Below are 23,164 nucleotides of genomic sequence, written 5' to 3' on the forward strand. Positions count from 1 at the left end.
AATGATTGTCTTTTAGAGCAATTTCTTAAAAAAACTATCTTAAAAATAGTCCTTAATACTAAATGCCGTATAACTTGAGAATCATATGAATAAACAATACGACACTGCAGCGGATGACACAGCATCCAAAGTTACTCGCAAAGTATCTGTTGCCATTATCGGTGCAGGTACTGCTGGGCAAAATGCCTTTCGTCAAGCCAGTAAAACCCATGATAATGTCGTTATTATTAATGACGGATTCTGGACGACCACCTGTATCGCTGTCGGCTGTATGCCAAGCAAACTGTTGATTGCCGCCGCTGATCGCGCGTATGAAGCCAATCACTCTGCTGAATTTGGCGTCCATGCCACCGTCCAGATAGATGGCAAGCAAGTCATGCAGCGCGTCCGGGACGAGCGTGCGCATTTTGCTAGCTACATCAAAGCACAAGTAGATAGTTGGCCTGATCACAAAAAAATATCAGGACGCGCTCATATCAATGACCAAGGATTAATTGAAGTCAATGATGAACTAATTGATGCCGACAAAATCATTATCGCCACGGGCAGCTCACCATTTATTCCAGATGGCTGGGCAGATAAGCTTGGTGACGCCATGCTCACCTCTGATACGGTATTTGAGCTCACAAATTTGCCAAAAACAATGGCCGTCATCGGTACAGGTGCTATCGGACTAGAGCTTGCGCAAGCCTTTAAACGCTTAGGCGTAGAAGTGACTTTGTTCAATCGTGTCAAACGCATTGCTGGTCTCAAAGACGATGATATCAATAACAAAGCTATCGATTGCTTAAGCCGCGAATTGACCATGCATTTGGGTAGCAAAATCAGTGATGTCGGCGTGCAAACAGCCACGGATAATGACCATTCAGCCGCGTTCATTGATTATGAAGACAGTGCTGGAGAGTTGCAGCAATGGCAAGGTGAGTATGTACTGGTTGCGACTGGTCGTCGCAATAATATCAAACCGCTGGGAGTTGAACATTTAGGCGTTGAGCTTGACGACAAAGATCGCCCAAGGCACTTGAATAAAAAAACAGGTCAGATTGGTAATTTAGATATCTATATCGTTGGTGATGCCAACGCCAATCTCCCACTATTACATGTGGCCAGTGATGAAGGCTATAGCGCTGGAAGTATGGTCTGCGAGAATGAAGATGCCGCTCATATTCGCCCGCCCGCCACGCCTTTCTCGATTGTGTTTTGCTCACCGCAAATCGTTAACGTCGGTATGTCTCTACCAGACATTCAACAGGATACAAGCTTAGAGTATGTCATCGGTAGTGTCAGCTTTGACAATCAAGGGCGCAGTCGCGTGATGGGTGTCAACTGTGGACTGCTACATATATATGGCTGTAAGAAAACCGATAGAATCTTAGGCGCAAGTATGGTCGGGCCCGATGCCGAATATATCGGGCATATTTTAGCAACAGCGATTACCAATGATTTAAGTATTAAGGCCATGCTTGATACGCCTTTTTATCATCCTACAATATTAGAGGGCTTACGTACCGCGTTACGCGATGTTCAACACAAAATGGCAATACCTTATCAATACCAAGACACACAGGAAGATAGCTTTTAAGCATTAGCTAAGCTACACTTTCAAGACGCTTCACTTTCAAAGCAAGGATGTTTAGTATCAATCACCACTCATATTGTGTTTGATAGCACTGACCACTTGAAGTACGTTAAAAAACTCTGCATGGACCAAAAAATGCCAATCGCTAGTATTACTGATTTTTTTAAAGAGATCGTTCGTGACCTACATACTAGCCTCTACCTTGCGCTTGGCGGCTCTGTAGATGAAGAATCACTTGATTGGTCGTCTCAAGCGGTAGAGCTCGCTAGTACTGCCATAAAAATCCTAATACTGCTGGCTGTGTTGGGATTTTTTTATTGGCTCGCTATTTATATCCTTAAGCAAAGTAGGACAAAAATTCGTCTGAATGAGAGGCGTACTAAAATTGTCCGTTCCGTTTTGCGTTATATCTGGATAGTTGCCAGCTTGATTGCCATTATGAGCCAAATTTACTTTGAGCCAGAGACTATCAAGGCCACTGCAAAAGCCAGTACATGGGCGGGGATTTATTATGTACTATGGGCGTCATCTGGACAGATTATTCACAGAGTGCTGCAGCATTATGGTCTCAACGCCTCCATAGAGCAGCTGCTTCAAAACATCTTGTCAGTGCTGCTATTGGTACTCGGGCTTGCCAGCGTCATGGCGCAATTTGGTTTTGATATCGTCTCATTGGTCGCAGGTTTAGGGATTGTGGGCTTAGCAGTCGGTTTTGCTGCCCAATCAACGCTTGCTAACTTCATTGCGGGTATTACCATTTTGCTCGAACAATCTTTTCAGGTTGGTGACTGGATTCATATCAATGACAATGAGGGTCGCGTCGTACTCATTGCGTTACGCACCACTCATATTTTGACTCGAGACAACATCACTGTCATTATTCCCAACTCTAACGTTGCCTCCTCTGAAGTGACCAATTTAACCTCCAAAAACTTCATACGTTTCGATATTCGTGTGCGTATCGCTTTTGAAGATGATATCGACACTGCTCGCAAGGAAATCTTGCAGGTGCTTACTGATACCGATGTGGTACTCAGCCGTCCTGAAACCTCGGCCACCGTGGATGAAATTGGTGAATACGGGGTATTCTTTATTGTGCGTTTTTGGGTCAAGCCTGCCGCTGTCGCGCGCATGCCCAAAATCAAAGAAGGTCTAAAAGAAGATATCAAGCGTGCCTTTGATGCCGCTAATATTTCTACCCCTTACCCTCATATGCGTCTGCTTATGCCAAAGGATGTGGATTATCCTATCGCCACTAAACCCTTTGCAACTACAACGCAGATCGTATCAGAAGTACCGCCACTGACCAAAGCGGATAAATAACGTCATTGTATTATTTTATGCCTTGGGCAATTAATTCCACAATTTTTTAGGCTTAAGGTTTTCATCATCAATATGGTAAGCATGGTTTTATGAAAGGTAGCCTTACTGAATCTCTCTTTGATAAACACCACCACTTTAAACCATCCTGCGCTGAATTATGGTAAAATTGGCGGTTAAACATCTTATTTTATGATGTGCATTACTTATCAATTTAGCCCACAGGTATCCGTATGACCGAAACAACCGCGCCCGCACCTCTAACAGCAGCTTCACCAGAGTTGTCGCTTGACCTTATTATTACCTGTGCCGATGGGCTTGAGGCACCACTACAAACTGAGCTGACAAGTTTTGGTATTGCAAGCGAAATCAAAAGTACAGGCCGTCTGGCGGTGACTGGTACTTTGCGTGACTTATATAGTATTTGTTTGTGGTCACGTGTCGCCTCGCGGGTATTAATGCTCATTAAACGTAAAAATATCAATGCCGAATATGATGTGGCTGAACAACTTTATGGCTTGGCAAAATCGGTCAATTGGATTGAGCAGTTTAGTTTGGAGCAAACCTTTGCCATTCGTCTGTCGGTCGACAAGCGTGTTGCCGTCAGTCAACAGTTTGCGATGCTACGTATCAAAGATGCGATTGCAGATACGTTCAATGAAGTTTATGACAGCCGTCCTAACGTCGATAGTAAAAACCCAGACTTTTCTATATTTGCAACCGTGAATGATAAGCAAGCTGAGCTGTATTTAGATTTATCAGGCACCAGTTTGCATCGCCGTGGTTATCGTGTGGCGATGACTGAAGCGCCACTCAAAGAAAACTTGGCAGCTGCTCTACTGTATAGCGCAGGCTGGCACAAGAAAAACGAAGCAGGCAATGCGCCTTTTTATAATGCTTTAGTCGACCCAATGTGTGGTTCTGGCACCTTTATCATTGAAGCACTACTCATGCATTGCGATTATGCTGTGGGTATCGATAAGGCCGCCAATCAATTTGGTTTTTACCAATGGCAGCATCATGACGATGCGTTATGGCAACAGATGATCGATGATGCCCAGACACGTTTCCGCGAAGCCTTAGCAATTGCTAATGAGCAACCAGATACGTTACCACTAATTTTGGGTTTTGATGCTGATAGCGGCGCGATTTTAGCAACAGAGAAAAACCTGATTGCCGCAGGTTTACAAGACTTATTACCCCTGCTTGACCTTGAGACACGGGCGCTTGACCAGCTGAGCACTATTCTGAAGCCATTGGTCGATGACGGTCGATTGAGCAATCCTCTAATCATCACCAACCCACCTTATGGTGAGCGTTTGGGTGACGAAGAGATGATTAAACCATTATATCAAGCGATTGGGCTTATTTTGCAAGACAGCTTTGCCGGTAGCGGCATTGATCCGATGCTTGGCATATTGGCATCTAATGTTGAGCAAGTTGATATCTTACCGATTAAAGAACCAAAAACCTTACGCTGTCATAATGGTGCTATCACGGTTTATTTCCGCTATGGTGCGTTGATTTCTGGACAAACGGGCAATCTCGTTAGTCGCTTTGAAAAACGTGAAATTGAAGTAGAAGATGGTCAAGATTTTATTAACCGTTTGCAAAAAAACCTGTCCAAGCTGAAGAAGTTGGCTAAAAAAGATAAGGTTAGTAATTTGCGCGTTTACAATGCTGACTTGCCCGACTTCAAAGTCGCCGTCGATTTATATGGCGACTATGTGCACGTGCAAGAATATGCGCCACCAAAAACCATTCCACCTGAGACTGCTAAAAAACGCTTCAACTTGGCATTAATGGGTATTCGTGAAGTTTTTGGTATTAACCGTGAACAAATATTCATTAAGACCCGTGCACGCCAGTCTGGTAATGACCAATATAGCAAACAGAACACCACAGAAAAGCGTGGTAAATTCCATGTTGCACGTGAAGATGGTGCTTATTTCTACGTCAACTTTACGGATTATTTAGATACTGGTTTGTTCATTGACCACCGTAATATGCGTGCGCGTATTAAAGACAACAGTCGCGGTAAAGCTGTACTAAACTTATTTGCTTATACGTGTACGGCGAGTGTTCACGCGGCATTGGCGGGCGCGAAAAAAGTCACCAGCGTTGATTTGTCACAGAACTATCTAGACTGGGGTAAGCAAAACTTTGTATTAAATGGTCTGGACGTTAGCCGCAATAAATATCAATTCGTCGCAGCCGATATCTTTGAGTGGATTAAAGACAATACTGAACAATTTGATGTCATCTTTATCGATCCACCGACCTTTTCGAATTCGAAAAAGTTCCAAGGTACATTTGATGTGCAGCGCGACCACTCTGCCCTCATTAATCGTGCGATGAACCGCTTGACCTCTGACGGGATCTTGTATTTTTCAAATAACTTTACCCGCTTTGAGCTCGATGAGCAGTTAACCGAGCGTTATGATATTGTCGATATCACGCAAAAAACCATTGGTTTTGATTTTGATATTAAAAAGCCGATTCATCAGAGCTTTGAGATTCGTCATCGTCAAAGCCTATAATTCAGATGAATAGGTGAATATCAAGGTTGACGACAGCGTTTAAACCTTATCTTTTACCGTCATTCTTGTCGTACACATAACAATGACCCAATCAGCTTTGATTGGGTCATTTTTTGTTGTTATGATAGAGCGTTATTAGACAATAGTTTTTCGGCGATGGTTTTTTGTTAATCTTAATCCCACTATCGTTTTTGCTAGTCTGTATTTGATAGCTTACATTGCTATTGTTTTAATATTGCCCCTTTCCCTACTCTAATAACAAGGACAATCTCATGGCTTTATCACTGAATAAAGGCGGTAACTTATCGCTAACCAAGACTGACCCAAATTTAACCAAGTTGCTTATTGGACTTGGCTGGGATGAGCGCGCGACTTCTGGCGCTGAGTTTGATCTTGATGCCAGTGTATTTTTACTGAATACGGCGGGTAAAGTACGCGGCGACCATGACTTTATTTTCTACAACCAGCTTAAGTCTGATAATGGCGCGGTGGAGCACACTGGCGATAACCGTACTGGCGAAGGTGATGGCGATGATGAAGTCATCAAAGTAAACCTGACTCAAGTACCTGCTGATGTGGATAAAATTGTCGTCACTGTCACCATTCATGATGCGGCTGCGCGTAGTCAAAACTTTGGTCAAGTTGCCAATGCTTTTATTCGTGTCGTTAATGAAGAGACAGGCACTGAAGTCGTACGTTTTGACTTAGCAGAAGATTACTCTGTCGAAACAGCAATGGTATTTGGCGAAGTCTATCGTCATAACGGTGAGTGGAAATTCCGCGCCGTTGGTCAAGGCTACTCAGGCGGCTTACAAGCCATGTGTCAACAATATGGCGTCGATATCTAAATCGCTATCTTGTTCAGTACTCAGGCCTCTATATGACAATCACACTCAAAACATAAAGTAGGTATTAGCCCTCGTTTTATATTCACCATTGGCGACGATGCTGGTTGTAAAATATGGTTGCAAAATAGTCACAATTATTCATAGCTAAATGACTGGTAATGCTTTATGTTTCGTTTAGAATTATGCAAAAAAGTGGTTAGCAATAACCGCTTTTTTTGTGGTTTGTGTCTATAGTAGACCAACCTTAGCTTTATGCAACCAGACAGGATGTGTCATGAGACATTTTTATTTAGACTTTATTTTCACAGTCATTGCCTTAGCGGTAGCGGCATGGTGGGGATATTCACATGGTGGTATGGGTGGCTTGATAACTACCCTCTCAATTACTGCTATTTTGGCCGTCATGGAGATTTCATTATCGTTTGATAATGCGGTGGTCAACGCCTCAGTTCTTAAGGGCTGGGACGAATTTTGGAAAAAGATATTTTTAACCGTTGGTATTTTAATTGCTGTATTTGGTATGCGCTTGGTATTTCCTATTGTCATCGTCGCGGTCACCGCTGATCTTGGTATGATGGAAGTCATCAATTTGGCCCTATATCAACCAGAAGAATATTCAGCCAGACTAATGGCACACCATGCTGAAATCTCAGCTTTCGGTGGTATTTTCTTATTATTGGTGTTCTTGAACTTCATTTTTGATGAAAAAGAAGTACACTGGTTCAATTGGTTAGAAAGCCGCTTAGCGAAGCTAGGCAAAGTCGATGCTATGAGTGTTTTCGTTGCGCTTATTGTCTTGATGGTTGCCGTATCATGGGCGAATGCTGAGCAATCTTCAGCGGTCTTGATTGCGGGCGTTTGGGGTATATTGGTATACCTTGGCGTACAGGTCGTTTCTGGCATGCTTGAGGGTGACCTTGAAGAAGATTTAGAAAACGAGGAAAATGGCTCTGGCGCTGCGGCGACCAGCGCGATTATGAAGGGTGGTATTATCGGTTTCTTATACTTAGAAGTCCTTGATGCCTCATTCAGTTTTGATGGTGTAATTGGCGCATTTGCAATTACCAATGACGTCATTGTAATCATGCTAGGTCTTGCTATTGGTGCGATGTTTGTACGTTCGATGACTATTTTCTTAGTCGACAAAGGCACACTTGATGAGTTTGTCTATCTTGAGCATGGCGCACATTATGCCATCGGTGCATTAGCCATTATCATGCTGTTATCAGTGAAGTTCCATGTGCCAGAGCTCATAACTGGCCTCATTGGTATTGCGTTTATTGGTTGGGCGTTTGTTGCGTCACTCAATTATCGCAAGGCTGAAGCAGCACGTCTGAACTAAGCTCATTATCAGCATCGTATCTAATGTATTCAAGCAGATCATATCATCAGGTGTGATCTGCTTTTTTACGCTGTGCTACTCCATCTTCGATTACCTATTAAAGCGCTGAGATAGGTACATAACCACCCCTCACATAAGCAAAATACAATTTTTCTGTCATTATTGACTTTTATTCAGTTAAAATCATCCTTTTTCATACAATCATAGAAATACGGCTATATAACTCATATGCAACAGATTCTTGATGATATTGCCGCAGAGATGGCACGTGAAACCGATCGCGGCAAAGTAGCGGATTATATCCCCCAACTGGCTCATGTAGATCCAAACCAGTTTGGTATTGCAGTAGCAACACCTGATGGAAAGGTATATTCAGCAGGTAATGCAAGCACCTTGTTTTCGATTCAAAGTATCTCCAAGGTATTTACCCTAACCATCGGCCTTGGCAAGTTGGGTAATGAGCTTTGGACACACGTTGGTCGTGAACCATCCGGTGATCCTTTCAACTCAATCACGATACTAGAACATGAATCTGGTCGGCCGCGTAATCCATTTATCAATGCTGGTGCACTTGCCGTGGTAGATGCGATTATGATGGGCCATGAGCCAAAAGAAACCTTGGGTGAGATTCTTCAGTTTGTTCATTTTATTGCAGACGATGATTCAATCCGTTTTGATCATAAAGTGGCTGCCTCTGAAATGGAGCACAAAGACCGAAACGCGGCATTAGCCCACTTTATGAAAGCCTTTGGCCGTTTAAAGCACGATGTCGATAAAGTACTGGGTGTTTATTTTCATCAGTGCTCGATTGCGATGAACTGCCAGCAATTGGCTCGTGCAGGTTTATTTTTAGTATCTAATGGTGTTAATCAACACACAGGGATGAGGGTCATCAATGAACAGCGATCTCGACGGATTAATTCATTAATGATGATGTGCGGTCATTACGATGGTTCTGGTGAGTTTGCCTATCGTGTCGGTCTTCCTGGTAAAAGTGGAGTTGGTGGCGGTATTTTAACGATAGCCCCAGGTAAGGGATCAATTGCCGTATGGTCACCAGGGCTTGATCCTGTAGGAAACTCCAAACTTGGATTAAAAGCATTAGAGATGCTTGTACAAAAAACAGGCTGGTCAGTGTTTGCTAATTAAAAGCTATTTTTTGACTAGTAACAGAGTTGGTCTTTGATAACAATATCTTAACCAGTGTTGTTAGACTTGTTAAAAAGTCTCAGATATACAGAGTTATTATACCTATTAGTAATCATATCGTAATCACACAAAATACGCCTTGCTTAGTAAGCAAACGCTTAGTATAGTAAATCGTAATGATATGCAGGGCGTGGCATACGAGTAAATTTATTCATTGTTTGCGTTTATATATCGACCACTGCACTATTTTTAGTTTATTTTTTTTATCATTCAATCCACTCAATTATTAATCCAAAGGATATTTATATGGCTATTAGCTTAACAAAAGGCGGCAACGTAAACTTATCAAAAGAAGCGCCAGGTTTAACCAATATTACAGTCGGTCTTGGCTGGGATCCACGTGCCACTGACGGTCAAGAATTTGACTTAGATGCGATTGGCTTTTTGGTCAATGAAGCAGGCAAAGTACGTAATGATCAAGACTTTATCTTCTTTAACAACTTAAAGTCAGACAATGGCGCGGTTGAGCACACAGGCGACAACCGTACTGGCGAAGGCGACGGTGATGATGAAAAAATCAAAATCAACCTTGCTAATATCCCAGCTGACGTCAGCAAAGTCGCTATCTGTGCGATTATTTATGAAGGTCAAAGTCGCAATCAAAACTTTGGTCAAGTGGGTGACGCTTATATCCGTGTCGTTAATGATAATGGCGACTCTGAAATCGCACGTTATGACTTATCAGAAGACGGTAGTACCGAAACTGCGATGATTTTTGGTGAATTATATCGCCATAGTGGTGACTGGAAATTCCGCGCCGTTGGTCAAGGCTTCAGTGGCGGTCTTGGACCATTAGCAGCCTCTTATGGTGTAAACGTTTAACGTTAAAATTAACGGCATCGTTTAATACGATAATTCTTCATAAAATAAATATCACAATCGATTATTTGATTGCGACAAAAAAGCCATCAAGTGTGCCGTTTTAAAGCATTTGATGGCTTTAAATTTAATTGGCTGGCTTAAATTTAAAATGTTAATTTTTATTGAAAATAAGTATTTAAAAATATAGAGACTTAATACCATATATCTTGGCACTATATATTAAGCGCATAATTTAAAGACATTAGAATAAGGATTTGCATCCCATGGCCGCAACGTTTAGCTTGATTGGCACCATCGAACCTTTTTTACATTGCAACCTAAAAAAAGGCGATTCGATTTATTGTGAAGCCAATGCAATGGTGATGATGGAGTCAAATCTTGAGCTTAAAGGTAAGCTACAAGGCGGACTAATGCAATCACTCATGCGCCGCTTTGCCAATGATGAATCACTCTTTCAGCAGCAGATTGAAGCTGTGAATGGTGAAGGTGATTGTTTGTTAGCCCCAACGCTCGATGGTGATATGCAAATCATCAATTGCGGTGCACAGCAATATACCTTAAGCGATGGGGCATTCGTTGCCGCACAAACCGGCGTTGATATCAGAGCCAATATTCAGCGTAACCTTGGCGGTGCGGTGTTTGGTGACACTGGTGGATTTATGGTGATGCAAACGCAAGGTCAGGGTCAAGTGGTGGTATCGGGTTTTGGTTCGTTGTTTGAGATTGATGTGACACCTGATAAAGATGTCATTATTGATAATGGACATGTGGTCTGCTGGGACTCTAGTCTTAATTATAAGCTATCTGTATCAACCAGCAAGAAAAAAGGCATCATGAGTAATATCATCAACTCAGTCACCAGTGGCGAAGGAATGGTATTGAACTTCTCAGGTACGGGCAAAGTCATTATCTGCTCTCGTAATCGTGATAGCTATCAAGGCTGGTTACAAAGCGTCTTAGGGACTAGCTCAGGCGGTCGCGGCGGCAATAGCAGTTTGCTTGGCAATATCTTATAACTATTATTATATTTTTAGAGCTATATGTTACAACGACTCCTCGTCATCATAGACTTTATTTAACCCTCTACTCACAATTACTATAACACTGTAGTATAAGGAATATCACATGGCAGTTAGTTTACAAAAAGGTCAGAAAATCTCCCTAAGCAAAGAAGCTGGCGGCGACCTCACTCAAGTAAAACTGGGTCTAGGCTGGGACGTTGCGCAAGGCCCTCAAGATAAAAAAGGTGGATTCTTGGGCAAATTATTCGGTGGTGGTAGCGGCGGCGACTCGATTGACTTAGATGCCTCATGCATCATGTTTGATACCAACAAACAAGCCATCGATGCGATTTGGTTCAGTCAGCTGAAATCAAAAGATGGGAGTATCGTCCATACTGGTGATAACCGTACTGGCGACGGTGATGGCGATGACGAAGTTATCAATGTAGACCTTTCAAGAATCCCTGCCAATGTCGTCTCTCTCGTATTTACGGTCAATAGTTTCACTGGTCAGACCTTTGAAACCGTTGAAAATGCGTTTTGCCGCATCGTCAATGCCAATAACAATCAGGAAGTCGCGCGCTACAATTTATCAGCGCAAGGTGGGCATACGGCGATGATTATGGCAAAAGTCTATCGCCATAATAATGAGTGGAAAATGCATGCTATCGGTGAAACGGCTTCTGGTCGCACCTTCCATGATTTGATGCCTGCTATTACACCGCATGCGTAATGGATTCAAGGCTTTATCTAGATTAGCGTTCATCCGTTAAAGTAAAACATTGAAACAACGTCATTGAAAAAAGCCAGCCCATCTAATAATAGGTGGGCTGGCTTTTTTTCATTACAGAATACTATTAAAGCGGTTATTTACTACCACGCTTCCAGCTAAAGCCCCAATTAAAGGCTTTGTCCATCTCTTGATGCCCTTTGAAGTATTGATTGATACGCTCGACGTTGATGCTACCTTGCTGGTTGACCAAACGCGCGATGGCACACATTGGTAGATTACCCGTACCTTCTGTCAAACGCGTTTCAATCGGTGGCTGATCAGGTACATGAATGGTCACGACACCATCGGTTTGCGCCCAGTTAGGCGCACCTTCATAAATGAAAGCGAAAATAAAGACTTCTTCAATCTGTGACCACTGCTGACCATTAATATCTAGCCACTCGCCGCCACTTACCTGTCCAGTTCTATCATCAGCACGCAAACAAACGTAAGGCGCTGATGTTAAGCTACCAAAACGATTGCCCAAGGCTTGAATCAGTGTTTTTTCACCATTTTTCAGATGAATCATCGCCCCAACATCAAGGTCAATACCGCCAGCTTTATGTTGTTTGAAAAGATCGCCTAACAAGCCTTTTTTGGGTGCTTGCTGATTGGTAGTCGGATTTTGGTTCCAGTTTAAGTTGACAGAAATTTTACCAAAGTCATCGCGTTTGGTTAGATTAATGCTAGATTGATTTTTGGTTAAGGTAATTTTGCTTAGGTTGATTGATGGGCTTGTGCTATTGCTAGGAGCAGGAATCGGCGGCGGGGTGTCTGTTTGAGAGGCACTACCCACTTTTTGCGTGTTAATAGGTCTTTGGGTATTGATAGATTGAGACTGATTCTGTGCTTGGTTCTGTGACTGATTTTGAGCTGGAGCTGGCGCTTCATCAGCAATTTCAACACCAAAATGCTCAGATAATGGCTTAAGCCCTCCTTCAAAACCTTGGGCAATGAAACGGAACTTCCAGCTACCTTGGCGGCGATAACATTCCGCTAAAATAATGGCTTTTTCATTACGTCCGGCGGCACTTAGTTGGCAAGTCATCAGCACTTGGCTACCTTGTAAGACTTGAATATCTACATCGCCGACTTGCGCAAGCGTCTGTGCGCTAGAAAACGCGAGGGCTATCTTCTCAATATTCGCTGGCTGCACTGGTAAATTAATATCAAAAAAACCATCGCTATCATGACCACGGAAACTCACGCTCCCATCATCGCTACGCGTCTGACCATAAAATATCATGTCGCCATCGCCGCGTACTTTACCGTCAGTTGTCAGGCGATAAGCCGCGCAATCGACCGCACTTTGGCTTAAAATACGAATGCTAATATGATCCGTCGGCAGTGGCGCATTGGCACCAGCAATCAGTTTTTGAGGTTGGGTTTGGCTCATCATACATCCTTTGAATTATTTATTATGTTGGTGTGCTTGTTATGCTAATAATTGTCATATAGTAGCATGGATAGCAGCTTATTTTTAAAGCGTACGACCGTTCAATAACGTGCCAATGACCCTAAAAAATATTTTTACAAATCCTTAACGCTATTTTGTCAGCAGCATTTATAACGCTTAGCATTTGTATATAATAGCCCCTACTATCAGCAATATTGCGTCTTGTTTTTTCAGTTGCGGTTTGGCGCTTGCTGAGATTACTGATGGTGTTGCAATGACGATACTAAATTATTTAATTATATCTAAAACCTACGATAACGCTGAGAGAATTATGAAAACCCCTGCTAACGATAACGATCATACAACATCAATTACCGCGTCACCTGCCGTTTGGTTAGCTGAAGGTCAGTCAAGCCAGCGCGATATGTTAGCCAGCCTGCAAATTCTAAAAGCCCAATCTGAAACTGCATTCAACATTATCGCTTCACACCGTCACAATAGACCTGAGATTTTTGAATTTGCCGATAGCATTTACCGTGAGCCTTCTATAAGCACCGCAGATAGCGATGAGCAAGCAATGCTCGAATCTGCTAAGCCATTGATGCCGCGTTGGCAGTTTGTATTAGAGCAAGCTCAAAAAAACAATGTAAAAGTGTTGCTCACTGGACGCAATAGTATTGATTACGAAGCCCACCGTGAGGCGTTTGACGCGGCTGGTATTCGTTTATTGACGGGTGCAACGAGTGTGGCAGCGTTAGAAACGATAGATGATAAGTTTGCCTTTATGCAGCAGTGTCATCAGTACGATGTTCCCGTTGCCGAGGCGTGGCGCTTTGATAACGTCGCAGAGCTTGAGGCGTTACTTGATATTCATGGTCATCAGCCGTTATGTGTCAAACCGGTCACGGGTATTTTTGCACAAGGGTTTTGGCGTTTAGGCAAAGTTAAAGAGATGGGTCAAGAAGCAGGTACAGAAACAGACGAGCAATACGACAGCTTTGAGCATTTATACTTTACTGAAGAGAAAAAAATCAATACCACGCAATTTATCAATGCATATGCAAACAGTGTCATGGTGCGTGAGCGCCCTATTCCCATGTTACTGATGCCTTACTTGTCAGGACAAGAGTACTCTATCGATGTCGTCTGTGAATATGGCGAAGTACTGGCTGCTGTCACCCGTTATAAAACGGGGAAAATTCAGCATATCGGCTACGAGCAATCAGTCATGGATGTCGTCATTCCACTAATAAAAACCTTTGGCTGCGATGGCATCGTCAGTGTCCAAACCAAAGCCGATGATGACGGTCAGCACCGTGTGCTTGAGATTAATAGTCGCCCTTCTGGTGGTATTGATTACACTACCCATAGCGGTGTGGATTTAACCCAAGTTGGATTTGCCTATTGGCTGGGCTTAACCAATAAACCGATACTGGCTGATATCGCGCAACAAATTACCCCCTGCCAAGTACGCTCAATTATGGTCGGTGTAAAGGTTGAAGAAGACATCACTGAATAAGTAATACTGACATAAAAAGTCGATGGCAATGAATCGACAATAATAAATCAATGGCAACTGAATATAGTCAATAAGAGGCAGACGATGACAGCACAAACCACATTAGTGTTAGGGGCAAATACGGTCATCGCGACAGCGAATTGTTCGGTCGCCTTTTCGACGACAAATCAGTCAAAATTTGGCGAGCAGCTGGGGCTACTATGGCTGCCTTTGGACGAACATCGCAAAGCCGCTTGTAGTCCTGCTTATCTTCATGAACCGAAGGAATGGGCGCAGCTCAATAGCAAGGACGATCCAAGTGCATGGCAATTGGATTTGCCTAGATTATTTGACCAACAAGGGGTCAGATTTTTACAACTGATTGCTTATGTTTATCATGAGCCAAGCCTAAATTTACCTGCCGTTGAATTAAGCAAGGTAAATTTAACGATCAATGAGGGCGATATTCGTTATGAATTTACCGCAAGTGAGCGCCATGTCAAAGCAGCGATCATATTAGAGATATACCGACGCAATGGACAATTTAAATGCCGCGCCCTTGGCGAAAGCTCTACTCAAGGACTGGCCAGCCTAGAGCATCATGTGCAAGTGAGCCTTGATATGCGTCCACCAGATACGCATGCCCTTATCCAAGATGCTCAGCGCGCGCAGCAGCAAGGTTATCCTAACAGTGATGCGCGTCCGCCAAGACAAGTTCAGTCTGGTGAAACTTGGACAGGGACAGCTTTTTCTATCGATCCCTATCATCTACTGACTTGTTATCATGTCATTGAATCAGCGGCGATGATTGGAATTCGACAACAAGGTCAGCCTGATCGTGAGGCGCAAGTGGTGCTTAGCGATATCGGTAGTGATTCAGCCATTATTAGAGTAAGCGAGCCGCTGCCAAGTTATTTACCCTTAGCACAGCGTTGTACTGATAATTTGGGTGAAACCATTACGACGTTGGGATTTCCGTTATCAGGACTGAGTAGCCAATTACAAGTAACACAAGGCTGCATCTCAGGACTGACAGGGTTTGGCGATGACATTCGTTATATGCAATTTACCGCGCCTATCCAGCCAGGATCTAGTGGTAGCCCTTTATTACTACCGACTGGCGAAGTGATCGGCATGGTAACGTCCAGCCTCGTCCATGAGCATGCACAAAATATGAACTATGCGGTGAAATTTCAGTTATTATCCGCCCTACTCGCGAGCGCTGGAATTAGTCTAGATGACTCATCTGGCATGTCACGCACGACAGCTGCGCCGCTGACCACGCCGCAATTAAGCAAACAAAGTCGCGGTGCTTTGTGGTTAGTCGGATGTCAGGGTTAAGCAATCATTACAACGATATAAAAAAATTGAAAGATCAAAGGAAAATAAATGCTAAATAAGCAATACAGCACGACCATCAACTTACCACGCGGCACTCTTGATTTAACCTATCAAACCAATTCAGCCACTACGAAAAATGGGGCAGAACCAAGTAATAATTATCAATTAGAAGACTTGCTTGGATTTGCACAACGTATTAACCCAAAACGCGCGTTTTTGTTTGTCTCAAAAGTGTTAGGTCGTCATATTCCAGTGTCGCCAAGCACCATGCGCCATGCTTTTACTGATTTGGCGAATTTGGTTCCTAGCGATTTGCCTGAGCCAATTTTGGTTATTGGTATGGCGGAGACAGCCGTCGGCTTATCTGCGGGTGTGCATCAAGCGCTGCAAACGCGTTATCCCAATGCCTTACTATTGAACTCTACGCGGCATGCGCAACATGATGACAATAATGACAGTAGCAGCGACTGTTTATTGACCACTTTTAGCGAAGACCACAGTCACGCCAGCCAGCATCTGATTTATCAAAGTGCAGAGCAAGTCACGCAAGCACAGCTACTTGCAAGCAAGACTCTTATTATGGTGGACGATGAAGCTTCGACGGGTAATACTTGTGTCAATGTCGTCACTGCCCTCCGTAACGCAGGTCTTGACCAGTTAGAACAAGTACATCTCACTACTTTGGTTGATTGGTCTTTAAACCAGAGTCAGAATGCAGCGGATACAGATGACACTGTGTCTGATCAAATCGCAAAGCGCCTACCCAATATTCACTTTCAACGTCATCATCTACTGTCTGGTGCGTGGACTTGGACGGATGCGCCCAATCCTGAGCCGATAACGATGCCGTCGGTCGATACAACTGAGGCAGGCAGTCAAGCGCTAGGTAATACTGGCAATTGGGGACGTTTCCCAACCCTAGATAGCACCGATGGTTTTGATCATTATCTTTTGAAGTTTCAAACTGCCTTTAACGTTTTTAACAAGCAAGAGCAGTTTGAAAAAGAGCAGTTGCCACAGCGAATTTTAGTATTGGGCAGTAATGAGTTTGTTTGGTTGCCGTTTTTATTGGCGGAATGGCTTGAGCAACATACGCATGTAGAGAACAGTAAGAACACGGTTAATTTTAGTGCGTTAACCCGCTCACCGATTGCGCTTGGTGGTGCGATTGCAACGATGCTAAGTTTTAATGATAATTACGGACTTGGTATGACCAACTTTGCTTATAATGTTGATCCCAATGAGTGGGACTTGATTGTGTTGTGTGTGGAAACACCAACTGATAGCGTTGATGCTATGTGGAAAGGTTTGGATAATGTGATGGTGGTGAGTCCGACGCTGTAAATTATTTTATAAGAACTGTCCCATTAAAACCATCCTCTAAATCCTGCTCTGCTTTTCACATTCAACACTTACGGACACCTTTATGACCACCCCATTTTTTCAAGCCAATCTTAATATTCTCAAGCCTTATGCACTAATGGATTTGGACGACACGCTATTTCAAACTCAGCGTAAAATTGACGTATGGGACTTACCCACCACTGAAGCTAAAAACTTAGTTTGCGCAACCGTTAACAAACAAGGCGAGCCATTAAGTTTTATGAGTCAGCGCCAAGCAGCGCTCTTTAATTGGCTACTTGCTAGTACAGAACTGATAGTCGTAACCGCACGCGACCGCAGTGAAATCGAGCGCGTTAAGCTGCCTTTTGACAGTTGGCAAGTTTTGACTCATGGCGCGATTATTATTGACGAAGACGGTGCGTTACAAGCCGAGTGGCAACAGCATATGTATAGTAAACTTGCGCCATTGCAGGAAAAATTGCAGCAGCTGAGCCAGATATTCGCGAATCATAGTAAAAATAATAATAGCCAGCTGGTCTTTACACCGCATATCGATAGCTTTAACAATGGCACTGATAATAAAGAATTAACCATTTATCTGGCTATCAAACATGCGCAAAAAGACCATCAGGCATTAGTAGATCTCGCTGCAAAACTGCCAACGTTAATACGTGATTTTGAGCAGGATTTTTATGTGCACGTCAATGCTAATAATCTAGCGATATTGCCGCACGCAGTTCATAAGCGCCATGCGGTACAGTTCTTATTAGATAATCATTTAGACAGTCCGCGACCAAGCTTTGGCTTTGGTGACAGTCTGGCTGATTTACCATTTTTACAACTGCTTGACTGGTACGGTATGCCCAACCACGGACAGCTGCATGAACGACTTAGCTCTCAATCATGCTAAACACTTAACCTCTCCTACATAAAGACAATAATAACTGCCGTTTATAGAAGTAGAAACTATTTTATGACCCATCATATAACGAACCCTAATGTTCGAAAATTAGACACATACGGCTCCGGCAGCTATCTCGCCAGCGACGTGACTGTGCTACTCGATATCGTCGATAAAGACGCGGTCGCTGATGTGCCAGTCAGTCAAAAAGAAGCGCTCATCCAAAGTGGACAACGCCATTATTCTGATATGTTGACCTTAGAGCATGCGCCAACTGCCATGCATGAGCAGCTATACACGCAAGCATTAGAGCAAGGTACCACGAGAACTGCGACTGATATTGCTAACTTGGCTTATACGCTACATCATATTTTTCAAAAATCTCGAGATAAAAATACCGTTAATACTGAACGTCCATTAGTTTTAGTCAGCTTGGTACGCGCAGGTTTGCCAGTTGGCGTCTTGTTGCAGCGTGCGTTAGCAGATGTGAATAGCAGCTATGCTTTGCCGAGCGTGCATTATGGTATCAGCATCATTCGCGATCGCGGACTTGATCCAGTTGCGTTACAGATGATATTGAACGCTCATCCAGACAGTCCTATCATATTTGTTGACGGCTGGACGGGCAAAGGTGCGATTTATCAAGAGCTTGCTCATAGTTTAGAAAAATTTAGCGATCCTAGCCATACAAACTTTGCCAATATCTTTCATCAAGGGGCAGATGTTATTCCCTTATTAACGCTTGCTGATCCAGCTGGTGTCGCTTGGCTTGCAGCTAGTGAGGAAGACTGGCTGATTCCTTCAGGGTTATTAAATAGTACGGTATCAGGACTGATTTCACGAAGTTTATATACTGAGCCGCAATTGGGGCTACACCGCAGTGTGTTTTATGACAACTTAATTGAGGTCGACCATAGCTTAGCTTTCGTGGCTCATATCGATGCAGCCCGCCGTGCAGTAACCCCACCTTTGCAATGCTTGCCGACGTTTCAGCAGCCGCGCTATCAGACAGCTGCTTTAATCGACAAGCTGGCAGCAGATTACGATATCGCCAATCGTAACCGCATTAAGCCGACGATTGCAGAGGCAACACGGGCGATATTACGCCGTGACCCTGAACGCATACTGTTAGCCAGCGCCGACCATCCTGATACCATACTGCTAAGACATTTATGTGCCCAGCGAAATATCATTATGAGTGTATTAGGTGATAAAATACATCCCTATCAAGCCATCACGCTTATCAAGCAACGTAGCGAAGACAATTAGTCATTGCTACACTCGCACTTTTTATAAACCAGACCCGTCTCAAAATCAGAGTAACGAAAGAAAAAAGTGTAAGTACATCGTCTTGTAGGCTAAACGAGTTTGACAGCGCTAAACGTATTTTTTGGGTTTGCTGTCATAGCTGCTGAGCTATCCCACTTGATGACACATCTTATCTTTTATACTCATTCACTTATCACTATTTATGATGCCAATTATGTCAGATATGCAAAACAACGAGTCTACTCTTTATCAAAACACCCAGTCTTATGCCCATCTCATTACTGAGCGTCATGCGATGCTCAAGCCACATGCGCATCATCCGTATCAACTGGGGGCTAGCCTATACATGCCAGCAACTCGCCAAGATATTTGGCAAGTCATTAAGCGTGATAAATTACCAACGATTAATAGCATTATCATCTGTCTAGAAGATGCCGTCAGCCATAATGATGTTGAGCTGGCACTTGAGCGCCTAACAACCCTGCTGCATACGTGGGCGGCGCATGTCGATAGCATCAATGACCCATCAAAACATGCCGACATTCAGATTGAGCAACCAACACGTCCGCTGGTATTTATACGTCCGCGTCATCCAGCGATGTTAGAGCAGCTATCAGGTTTTGCCAATATCGATTTGATTGATGGCTTTGTCATGCCGAAAGTCGATATGTATAGCTTGTCTAATTGGCGTATGGCCTGTCAAAACCTGAGTACTGAGCAACTATTGATGCCGACGCTTGAGACCGCAGCCCTATTTAATCCGCATCATAATCAAGAATTGGCGATTGGTTTTAAAGAAGCCTTTAGCCAGCCGATTTTTGCCTTACGTATCGGTGGCAATGATTTATTTGCAGCATTGCGTTTGCGACGTCCCAAAAACAGCATCGTTTATGATACCCCTATCGGCACTCTTGCCTATCAGCTACTCGGCTGCTTTGTACCGCATGGCTTTTATTTGACAGCGCCTGTCTTTGAGTATTTGGATCAGCCAACGCTATTTATGCAAGAGCTGACCCGCGATGTCAGCTTAGGATTGGTCGGAAAAACGGTCATTCATCCAAATCAAATCGCTTTGGTACAGCAAGCATATTGTGTGCCATTGAGTACGTTAGACGAGGCAAAAGCGATACTGCACAGCGAGGCAAAAGCCGTATTCAAATATAACAATACCATGCTAGAGCCTGCCACACACCGCGCATGGGCAACCGAAATCGTCAATCGTGCCGAGGCATTTGGCACTCTTGATGATGGTAATAATGACTATACGGCGCGGTTATAAATAAATACTTTAAGGTTACTACCTTCAAATTAATACTTTAAATATAATCTCTTACATGCGCTCAATAAAAAAGCCGTTATCACATGCAAGATAACGGCTTTTTTAATATAACGGCATCATCACTCTGTTAGAAACGATGCCTTATTTAAGACTGTTTTCAGACCAACTCAAAACTAGACACAATCCGCTAAAAAGAGGTTAATCACTCGATTTACCTGCTCAGGCTCTTCTACAGTTGCGGTATGACCAGCGCCCTTGATAACTGCCAACTTAGACCCTGCAATCGCAAAATGCATACGCTCAGCCTTGGCATAGGGGGTTGCTGTGTCCTCATCACCGACCACGATTAATGTCGGCACCGTAATGCTCCCTAGCTGATCGTAGGTGCCTGACCGCTCAATGACGCCTATTGTGGCCTTAATGACCCCGCCTTTGCGATTGCCTTGTAGCATCGCTAACCACTGCTTACGATCAGACTTACGCAACTTGTCTGTCAAAAAAGTATTGCCAAACATAATAGGCATGACCTTGTTACTCACGCGCTTGAGACCCAACCAACGAATGGCTTTGACCAGCTTACGATACTGCGGCACGTTTTTGGGATCTTCAGGATCAGCAGAAGTCTCTAACAGGGTAAGCGACAGCAATAGCTCAGGACTCTTGAGTGCGACACGCTGGGCGACAAACCCACCCATCGATAACCCTAAAAAATGACATTTATGAATATCTAGTGCCTCTAATAATGCCAATGTATCCTCGGTTAAGGTTTCCATATCGTAGCCTGACTTGGTTATTTCAGACTGACCTTGTCCCCGAAAATCAAACGCAATACAGCGGTAATCTTTTTCGAAATACTCGACTTGCTTGTCGAACAGGTGCGTATTCCACAGTAGTCCGTGGGCAAATACCATGACAGGTTTTTGCCTATCATTTGGTGCGCTGTCTTCATAATAAATATCAACGTCGTTAATTTTTATCGTTGGCATAAACACTTCCTTGTTTGCTAAATTAGAGATATCAGCATCTCATTGAGGATTCGCGTATCTTGATAAGCAAGTCCCTGACACAGGTTTTAGCATAATCTATTAAAAGCTCAGTGAATAGCGATTTTATGAATCACACGTTTACACCTCTTCGATTACTAAAAGCTCGTACTGCCATTTAAAAATTTGACCAACGTTTAGATGTGTCTTTAGCGCCCACAAAACCCGCTTTTATAATCATAACAAGCTGCTATAGTAACTAGCATTCATCATAAACATTGATTCAATTGTTATCATTATTTCTATTCAACAGCGATCAATCACCACATTAATCAGTCATTTAAAATAAGGAAATCCAAGATGTCACCATCTCTCGTCGAGTACCAAAGCGAAAATCATATTGCCACTATTACTATGAACGACCCAAAAACGTTGAACGCATTTAGTACGCCATTAAAAAACGCGATGATGGATGCGCTTGATAAAGCGGATAAAGATGCAGACGTCCGCGTGATTGTGCTGCAAGGATCAAATAATAATTTCTCTAGTGGCGGTCATATCGGTGAGATGTTAGAAAACGGCATGGACAGCGAGGCATTATCGAATAAGCTAAACTTCATGGTCGGCGAAGTGGCTGAGATTAGCCTAAAGCTACGTAATATCCATAAGCCTATCATTGCTAAATTGGAGGGTGCTGTCGCTGGTGCTGGTATGAACTTGGCGCTCACTTGTGATTTTCGGATTGCCGCTGATAATGCCAAATTTGTGCAAGCCTTTGTCAATATCGGTCTAATACCAGATGCTGGCGGTATTTATTTATTAAATCAATTGATTGGTGTGGCAAAGACGACTGAAATGGTCATGCTTGGCGATAAACTCAAAGCGGAAGATATGGCACGCTTAAACTTGGTTAATGATGTGGTCAGTAGCGACGATCTGGATGCTAGCGTATTGGCGTTGGCAACGCGCCTGAGCAATCTGCCCGGAAAAGCATTGGCATCAATGAAGCATATGATTAATACGCATGCCTATATGGGTCTGAGTGAAGCGCTGGATATGGAAGTGGATCAACAAACTATATTGGCGAAAACAGAAGACTTTAAAGAAGGTATTACCGCATTTATGGAGAAGCGTAAGCCAGTTTATCAGGGTAAATAATAACCTGATAACATTCTGTTTTGTACTATCATCAAAAAGGCTGCCTAATGGCAGCCTTTCGTTTTTGGATCATACAATATCAAGAAAATTCCGTATTAATAATATCTTTACTGCTTAAGGATCGGAGGCTGTCTTATAGTGATGCGGTAAGGTAAATATCTTGTCAAAGCCCAAGGTAAAAATAAAAGTATAGATCAAGAAAAATAGCAATAACGCGGCTTCCATCATAAAGGCTTTGATTAAACCGACATCATACCAGATCATATAAAGTGGTAAGCAAATCAATACTAAGCCGCCTTCAAACCCTAAAGCATGTGCACTGCGGATCAATAAGGTGCGCTTGGTCACCTGCTTGCGACGTTCCCACGCTTCAAAAGCCGTATTGTATAAGAAGTTCCAAATCACTGCTGCCAATGACACCATCACAGCGACTGGTAAAGACTCTGACGCATTGCTACCGCTGAGTTTCATCAATACAAAAGTAGAAGAAATGATAGCGATAAGCTCGAAGACAGTCACATAGACGATACGACGTTTGAGTGGGGATAAAGTAATCAACCAA

Annotated in this window: 19 protein-coding genes; 16 read left to right on the plus strand and 3 right to left on the minus strand. The window is 43.2% G+C overall.

All coding sequences use genetic code 11. The features are described from left to right. Positions 1–85: 85 nt before the first annotated feature. The 9 genes from JMX93_RS06490 (at position 86) to JMX93_RS06530 (ending at position 11,394) form a co-directional block, all read left to right on the plus strand. Positions 86–1,582 (plus strand): dihydrolipoyl dehydrogenase, encoded by a 1,497-nt coding sequence (locus tag JMX93_RS06490; protein WP_499204233.1) that lies wholly within the window; start codon positions 86–88, stop codon positions 1,580–1,582. Positions 1,583–1,714: 132 nt separating this feature from the next. Beyond that, the gene (locus tag JMX93_RS06495; RefSeq protein ID WP_226914558.1) at positions 1,715–2,902 is read left to right on the plus strand and encodes a mechanosensitive ion channel family protein; all 1,188 of its coding nucleotides are present in this window, start codon (positions 1,715–1,717) and stop codon (positions 2,900–2,902) included. 230 nt (positions 2,903–3,132) lie between these two features. After that, on the plus strand, positions 3,133–5,439 hold the full coding sequence (gene rlmKL / locus JMX93_RS06500) for a bifunctional 23S rRNA (guanine(2069)-N(7))-methyltransferase RlmK/23S rRNA (guanine(2445)-N(2))-methyltransferase RlmL (protein ID WP_499204234.1): 2,307 nt from the start codon (positions 3,133–3,135) through the stop codon (positions 5,437–5,439). A 272-nt stretch (positions 5,440–5,711) separates the two neighbouring features. Further along, positions 5,712–6,287: a TerD family protein gene (locus tag JMX93_RS06505; protein ID WP_193012671.1), complete on the plus strand. Its 576-nt coding sequence runs from the start codon at positions 5,712–5,714 to the stop codon at positions 6,285–6,287. Between the two features lie 274 nt (positions 6,288–6,561). Then, the gene (locus tag JMX93_RS06510; protein WP_193012670.1) at positions 6,562–7,629 is read left to right on the plus strand and encodes a DUF475 domain-containing protein; all 1,068 of its coding nucleotides are present in this window, start codon (positions 6,562–6,564) and stop codon (positions 7,627–7,629) included. 228 nt (positions 7,630–7,857) lie between these two features. Continuing rightward, positions 7,858–8,778 (plus strand): glutaminase, encoded by a 921-nt coding sequence (locus tag JMX93_RS06515; protein ID WP_193012669.1) that lies wholly within the window; start codon positions 7,858–7,860, stop codon positions 8,776–8,778. A gap of 306 nt (positions 8,779–9,084) precedes the next feature. After that, positions 9,085–9,660 carry a TerD family protein gene (locus tag JMX93_RS06520; RefSeq protein ID WP_443214406.1) on the plus strand — a complete coding sequence of 192 codons (576 nt, stop codon included), beginning with the start codon at positions 9,085–9,087 and terminating at the stop codon, positions 9,658–9,660. Between the two features lie 263 nt (positions 9,661–9,923). Further along, positions 9,924–10,676 carry a TIGR00266 family protein gene (locus JMX93_RS06525; protein WP_499204235.1) on the plus strand — a complete coding sequence of 251 codons (753 nt, stop codon included), beginning with the start codon at positions 9,924–9,926 and terminating at the stop codon, positions 10,674–10,676. Between the two features lie 109 nt (positions 10,677–10,785). Beyond that, positions 10,786–11,394: a TerD family protein gene (locus JMX93_RS06530; RefSeq protein ID WP_193011901.1), complete on the plus strand. Its 609-nt coding sequence runs from the start codon at positions 10,786–10,788 to the stop codon at positions 11,392–11,394. A gap of 133 nt (positions 11,395–11,527) precedes the next feature. On the opposite strand, the gene JMX93_RS06535 is transcribed toward JMX93_RS06530, so the two are convergent. Further along, a complete protein-coding gene (locus tag JMX93_RS06535; RefSeq protein WP_499204236.1) occupies positions 11,528–12,829 on the minus strand; it encodes a TerD family protein in 1,302 nt (433 codons plus the stop codon). Positions 12,830–13,160: 331 nt separating this feature from the next. On the opposite strand from JMX93_RS06535, the gene JMX93_RS06540 reads away from it, so the two are divergent. From JMX93_RS06540 to JMX93_RS06565, 6 genes are all read left to right on the plus strand, one after another. Next, positions 13,161–14,348, plus strand: coding sequence for an ATP-grasp domain-containing protein (locus JMX93_RS06540; protein WP_499204237.1), 1,188 nt, complete (start codon positions 13,161–13,163; stop codon positions 14,346–14,348). A gap of 84 nt (positions 14,349–14,432) precedes the next feature. Further along, on the plus strand, positions 14,433–15,668 hold the full coding sequence (locus JMX93_RS06545; RefSeq protein WP_499204238.1) for a trypsin-like peptidase domain-containing protein: 1,236 nt from the start codon (positions 14,433–14,435) through the stop codon (positions 15,666–15,668). A gap of 48 nt (positions 15,669–15,716) precedes the next feature. Continuing rightward, positions 15,717–17,012: a phosphoribosyltransferase domain-containing protein gene (locus JMX93_RS06550; protein WP_499204239.1), complete on the plus strand. Its 1,296-nt coding sequence runs from the start codon at positions 15,717–15,719 to the stop codon at positions 17,010–17,012. Positions 17,013–17,094: 82 nt separating this feature from the next. Continuing rightward, positions 17,095–17,922 (plus strand): HAD hydrolase family protein, encoded by an 828-nt coding sequence (locus tag JMX93_RS06555; protein ID WP_499204240.1) that lies wholly within the window; start codon positions 17,095–17,097, stop codon positions 17,920–17,922. A gap of 63 nt (positions 17,923–17,985) precedes the next feature. Continuing rightward, positions 17,986–19,182: a cysteine protease StiP domain-containing protein gene (locus JMX93_RS06560; RefSeq protein WP_499204241.1), complete on the plus strand. Its 1,197-nt coding sequence runs from the start codon at positions 17,986–17,988 to the stop codon at positions 19,180–19,182. A 214-nt stretch (positions 19,183–19,396) separates the two neighbouring features. Further along, complete coding sequence (locus JMX93_RS06565; protein ID WP_198331218.1) at positions 19,397–20,461, plus strand: HpcH/HpaI aldolase/citrate lyase family protein; 1,065 nt, start codon at positions 19,397–19,399, stop codon at positions 20,459–20,461. 173 nt (positions 20,462–20,634) lie between these two features. Here the strand turns inward: JMX93_RS06565 and JMX93_RS06570 are convergent, their stop codons facing one another. Beyond that, the gene (locus JMX93_RS06570) at positions 20,635–21,447 is read right to left on the minus strand and encodes an alpha/beta fold hydrolase (RefSeq protein ID WP_499204242.1); all 813 of its coding nucleotides are present in this window, start codon (positions 21,445–21,447) and stop codon (positions 20,635–20,637) included. Positions 21,448–21,804: 357 nt separating this feature from the next. Here JMX93_RS06570 and JMX93_RS06575 point away from each other — a divergent pair, with 357 nt between their 5' ends. Further along, the gene (locus tag JMX93_RS06575; RefSeq protein WP_496191349.1) at positions 21,805–22,602 is read left to right on the plus strand and encodes an enoyl-CoA hydratase-related protein; all 798 of its coding nucleotides are present in this window, start codon (positions 21,805–21,807) and stop codon (positions 22,600–22,602) included. A gap of 114 nt (positions 22,603–22,716) precedes the next feature. Here the strand turns inward: JMX93_RS06575 and JMX93_RS06580 are convergent, their stop codons facing one another. Then, the gene (locus JMX93_RS06580; protein WP_499204243.1) at positions 22,717–23,160 is read right to left on the minus strand and encodes a PACE efflux transporter; all 444 of its coding nucleotides are present in this window, start codon (positions 23,158–23,160) and stop codon (positions 22,717–22,719) included. Between the last annotated feature and the right edge of the window lie 4 nt (positions 23,161–23,164).

The sequence above is a fragment of the Psychrobacter muriicola 2pS genome, from assembly GCF_904846535.1.
Lineage (GTDB): Bacteria > Pseudomonadota > Gammaproteobacteria > Pseudomonadales > Moraxellaceae > Psychrobacter > Psychrobacter aquimaris.

Coding starts and splice junctions, on each gene's coding strand:
- rlmKL (WP_499204234.1), top strand. CDS start 3,133: ATGACCGAAACAACCGCGCCCGCACCTCTAACAGCAGCTTCACCAGAG.
- JMX93_RS06540 (WP_499204237.1), top strand. CDS start 13,161: ATGAAAACCCCTGCTAACGATAACGATCATACAACATCAATTACCGCG.
- JMX93_RS06575 (WP_496191349.1), top strand. CDS start 21,805: ATGTCACCATCTCTCGTCGAGTACCAAAGCGAAAATCATATTGCCACT.
- JMX93_RS06535 (WP_499204236.1), bottom strand. CDS start 12,829: ATGAGCCAAACCCAACCTCAAAAACTGATTGCTGGTGCCAATGCGCCA.
- JMX93_RS06550 (WP_499204239.1), top strand. CDS start 15,717: ATGCTAAATAAGCAATACAGCACGACCATCAACTTACCACGCGGCACT.
- JMX93_RS06515 (WP_193012669.1), top strand. CDS start 7,858: ATGCAACAGATTCTTGATGATATTGCCGCAGAGATGGCACGTGAAACC.
- JMX93_RS06555 (WP_499204240.1), top strand. CDS start 17,095: ATGACCACCCCATTTTTTCAAGCCAATCTTAATATTCTCAAGCCTTAT.
- JMX93_RS06570 (WP_499204242.1), bottom strand. CDS start 21,447: ATGCCAACGATAAAAATTAACGACGTTGATATTTATTATGAAGACAGC.
- JMX93_RS06560 (WP_499204241.1), top strand. CDS start 17,986: ATGACCCATCATATAACGAACCCTAATGTTCGAAAATTAGACACATAC.
- JMX93_RS06520 (WP_443214406.1), top strand. CDS start 9,085: ATGGCTATTAGCTTAACAAAAGGCGGCAACGTAAACTTATCAAAAGAA.
- JMX93_RS06530 (WP_193011901.1), top strand. CDS start 10,786: ATGGCAGTTAGTTTACAAAAAGGTCAGAAAATCTCCCTAAGCAAAGAA.
- JMX93_RS06505 (WP_193012671.1), top strand. CDS start 5,712: ATGGCTTTATCACTGAATAAAGGCGGTAACTTATCGCTAACCAAGACT.
- JMX93_RS06495 (WP_226914558.1), top strand. CDS start 1,715: ATGCCAATCGCTAGTATTACTGATTTTTTTAAAGAGATCGTTCGTGAC.
- JMX93_RS06510 (WP_193012670.1), top strand. CDS start 6,562: ATGAGACATTTTTATTTAGACTTTATTTTCACAGTCATTGCCTTAGCG.
- JMX93_RS06525 (WP_499204235.1), top strand. CDS start 9,924: ATGGCCGCAACGTTTAGCTTGATTGGCACCATCGAACCTTTTTTACAT.
- JMX93_RS06565 (WP_198331218.1), top strand. CDS start 19,397: ATGTCAGATATGCAAAACAACGAGTCTACTCTTTATCAAAACACCCAG.
- JMX93_RS06545 (WP_499204238.1), top strand. CDS start 14,433: ATGACAGCACAAACCACATTAGTGTTAGGGGCAAATACGGTCATCGCG.
- JMX93_RS06490 (WP_499204233.1), top strand. CDS start 86: ATGAATAAACAATACGACACTGCAGCGGATGACACAGCATCCAAAGTT.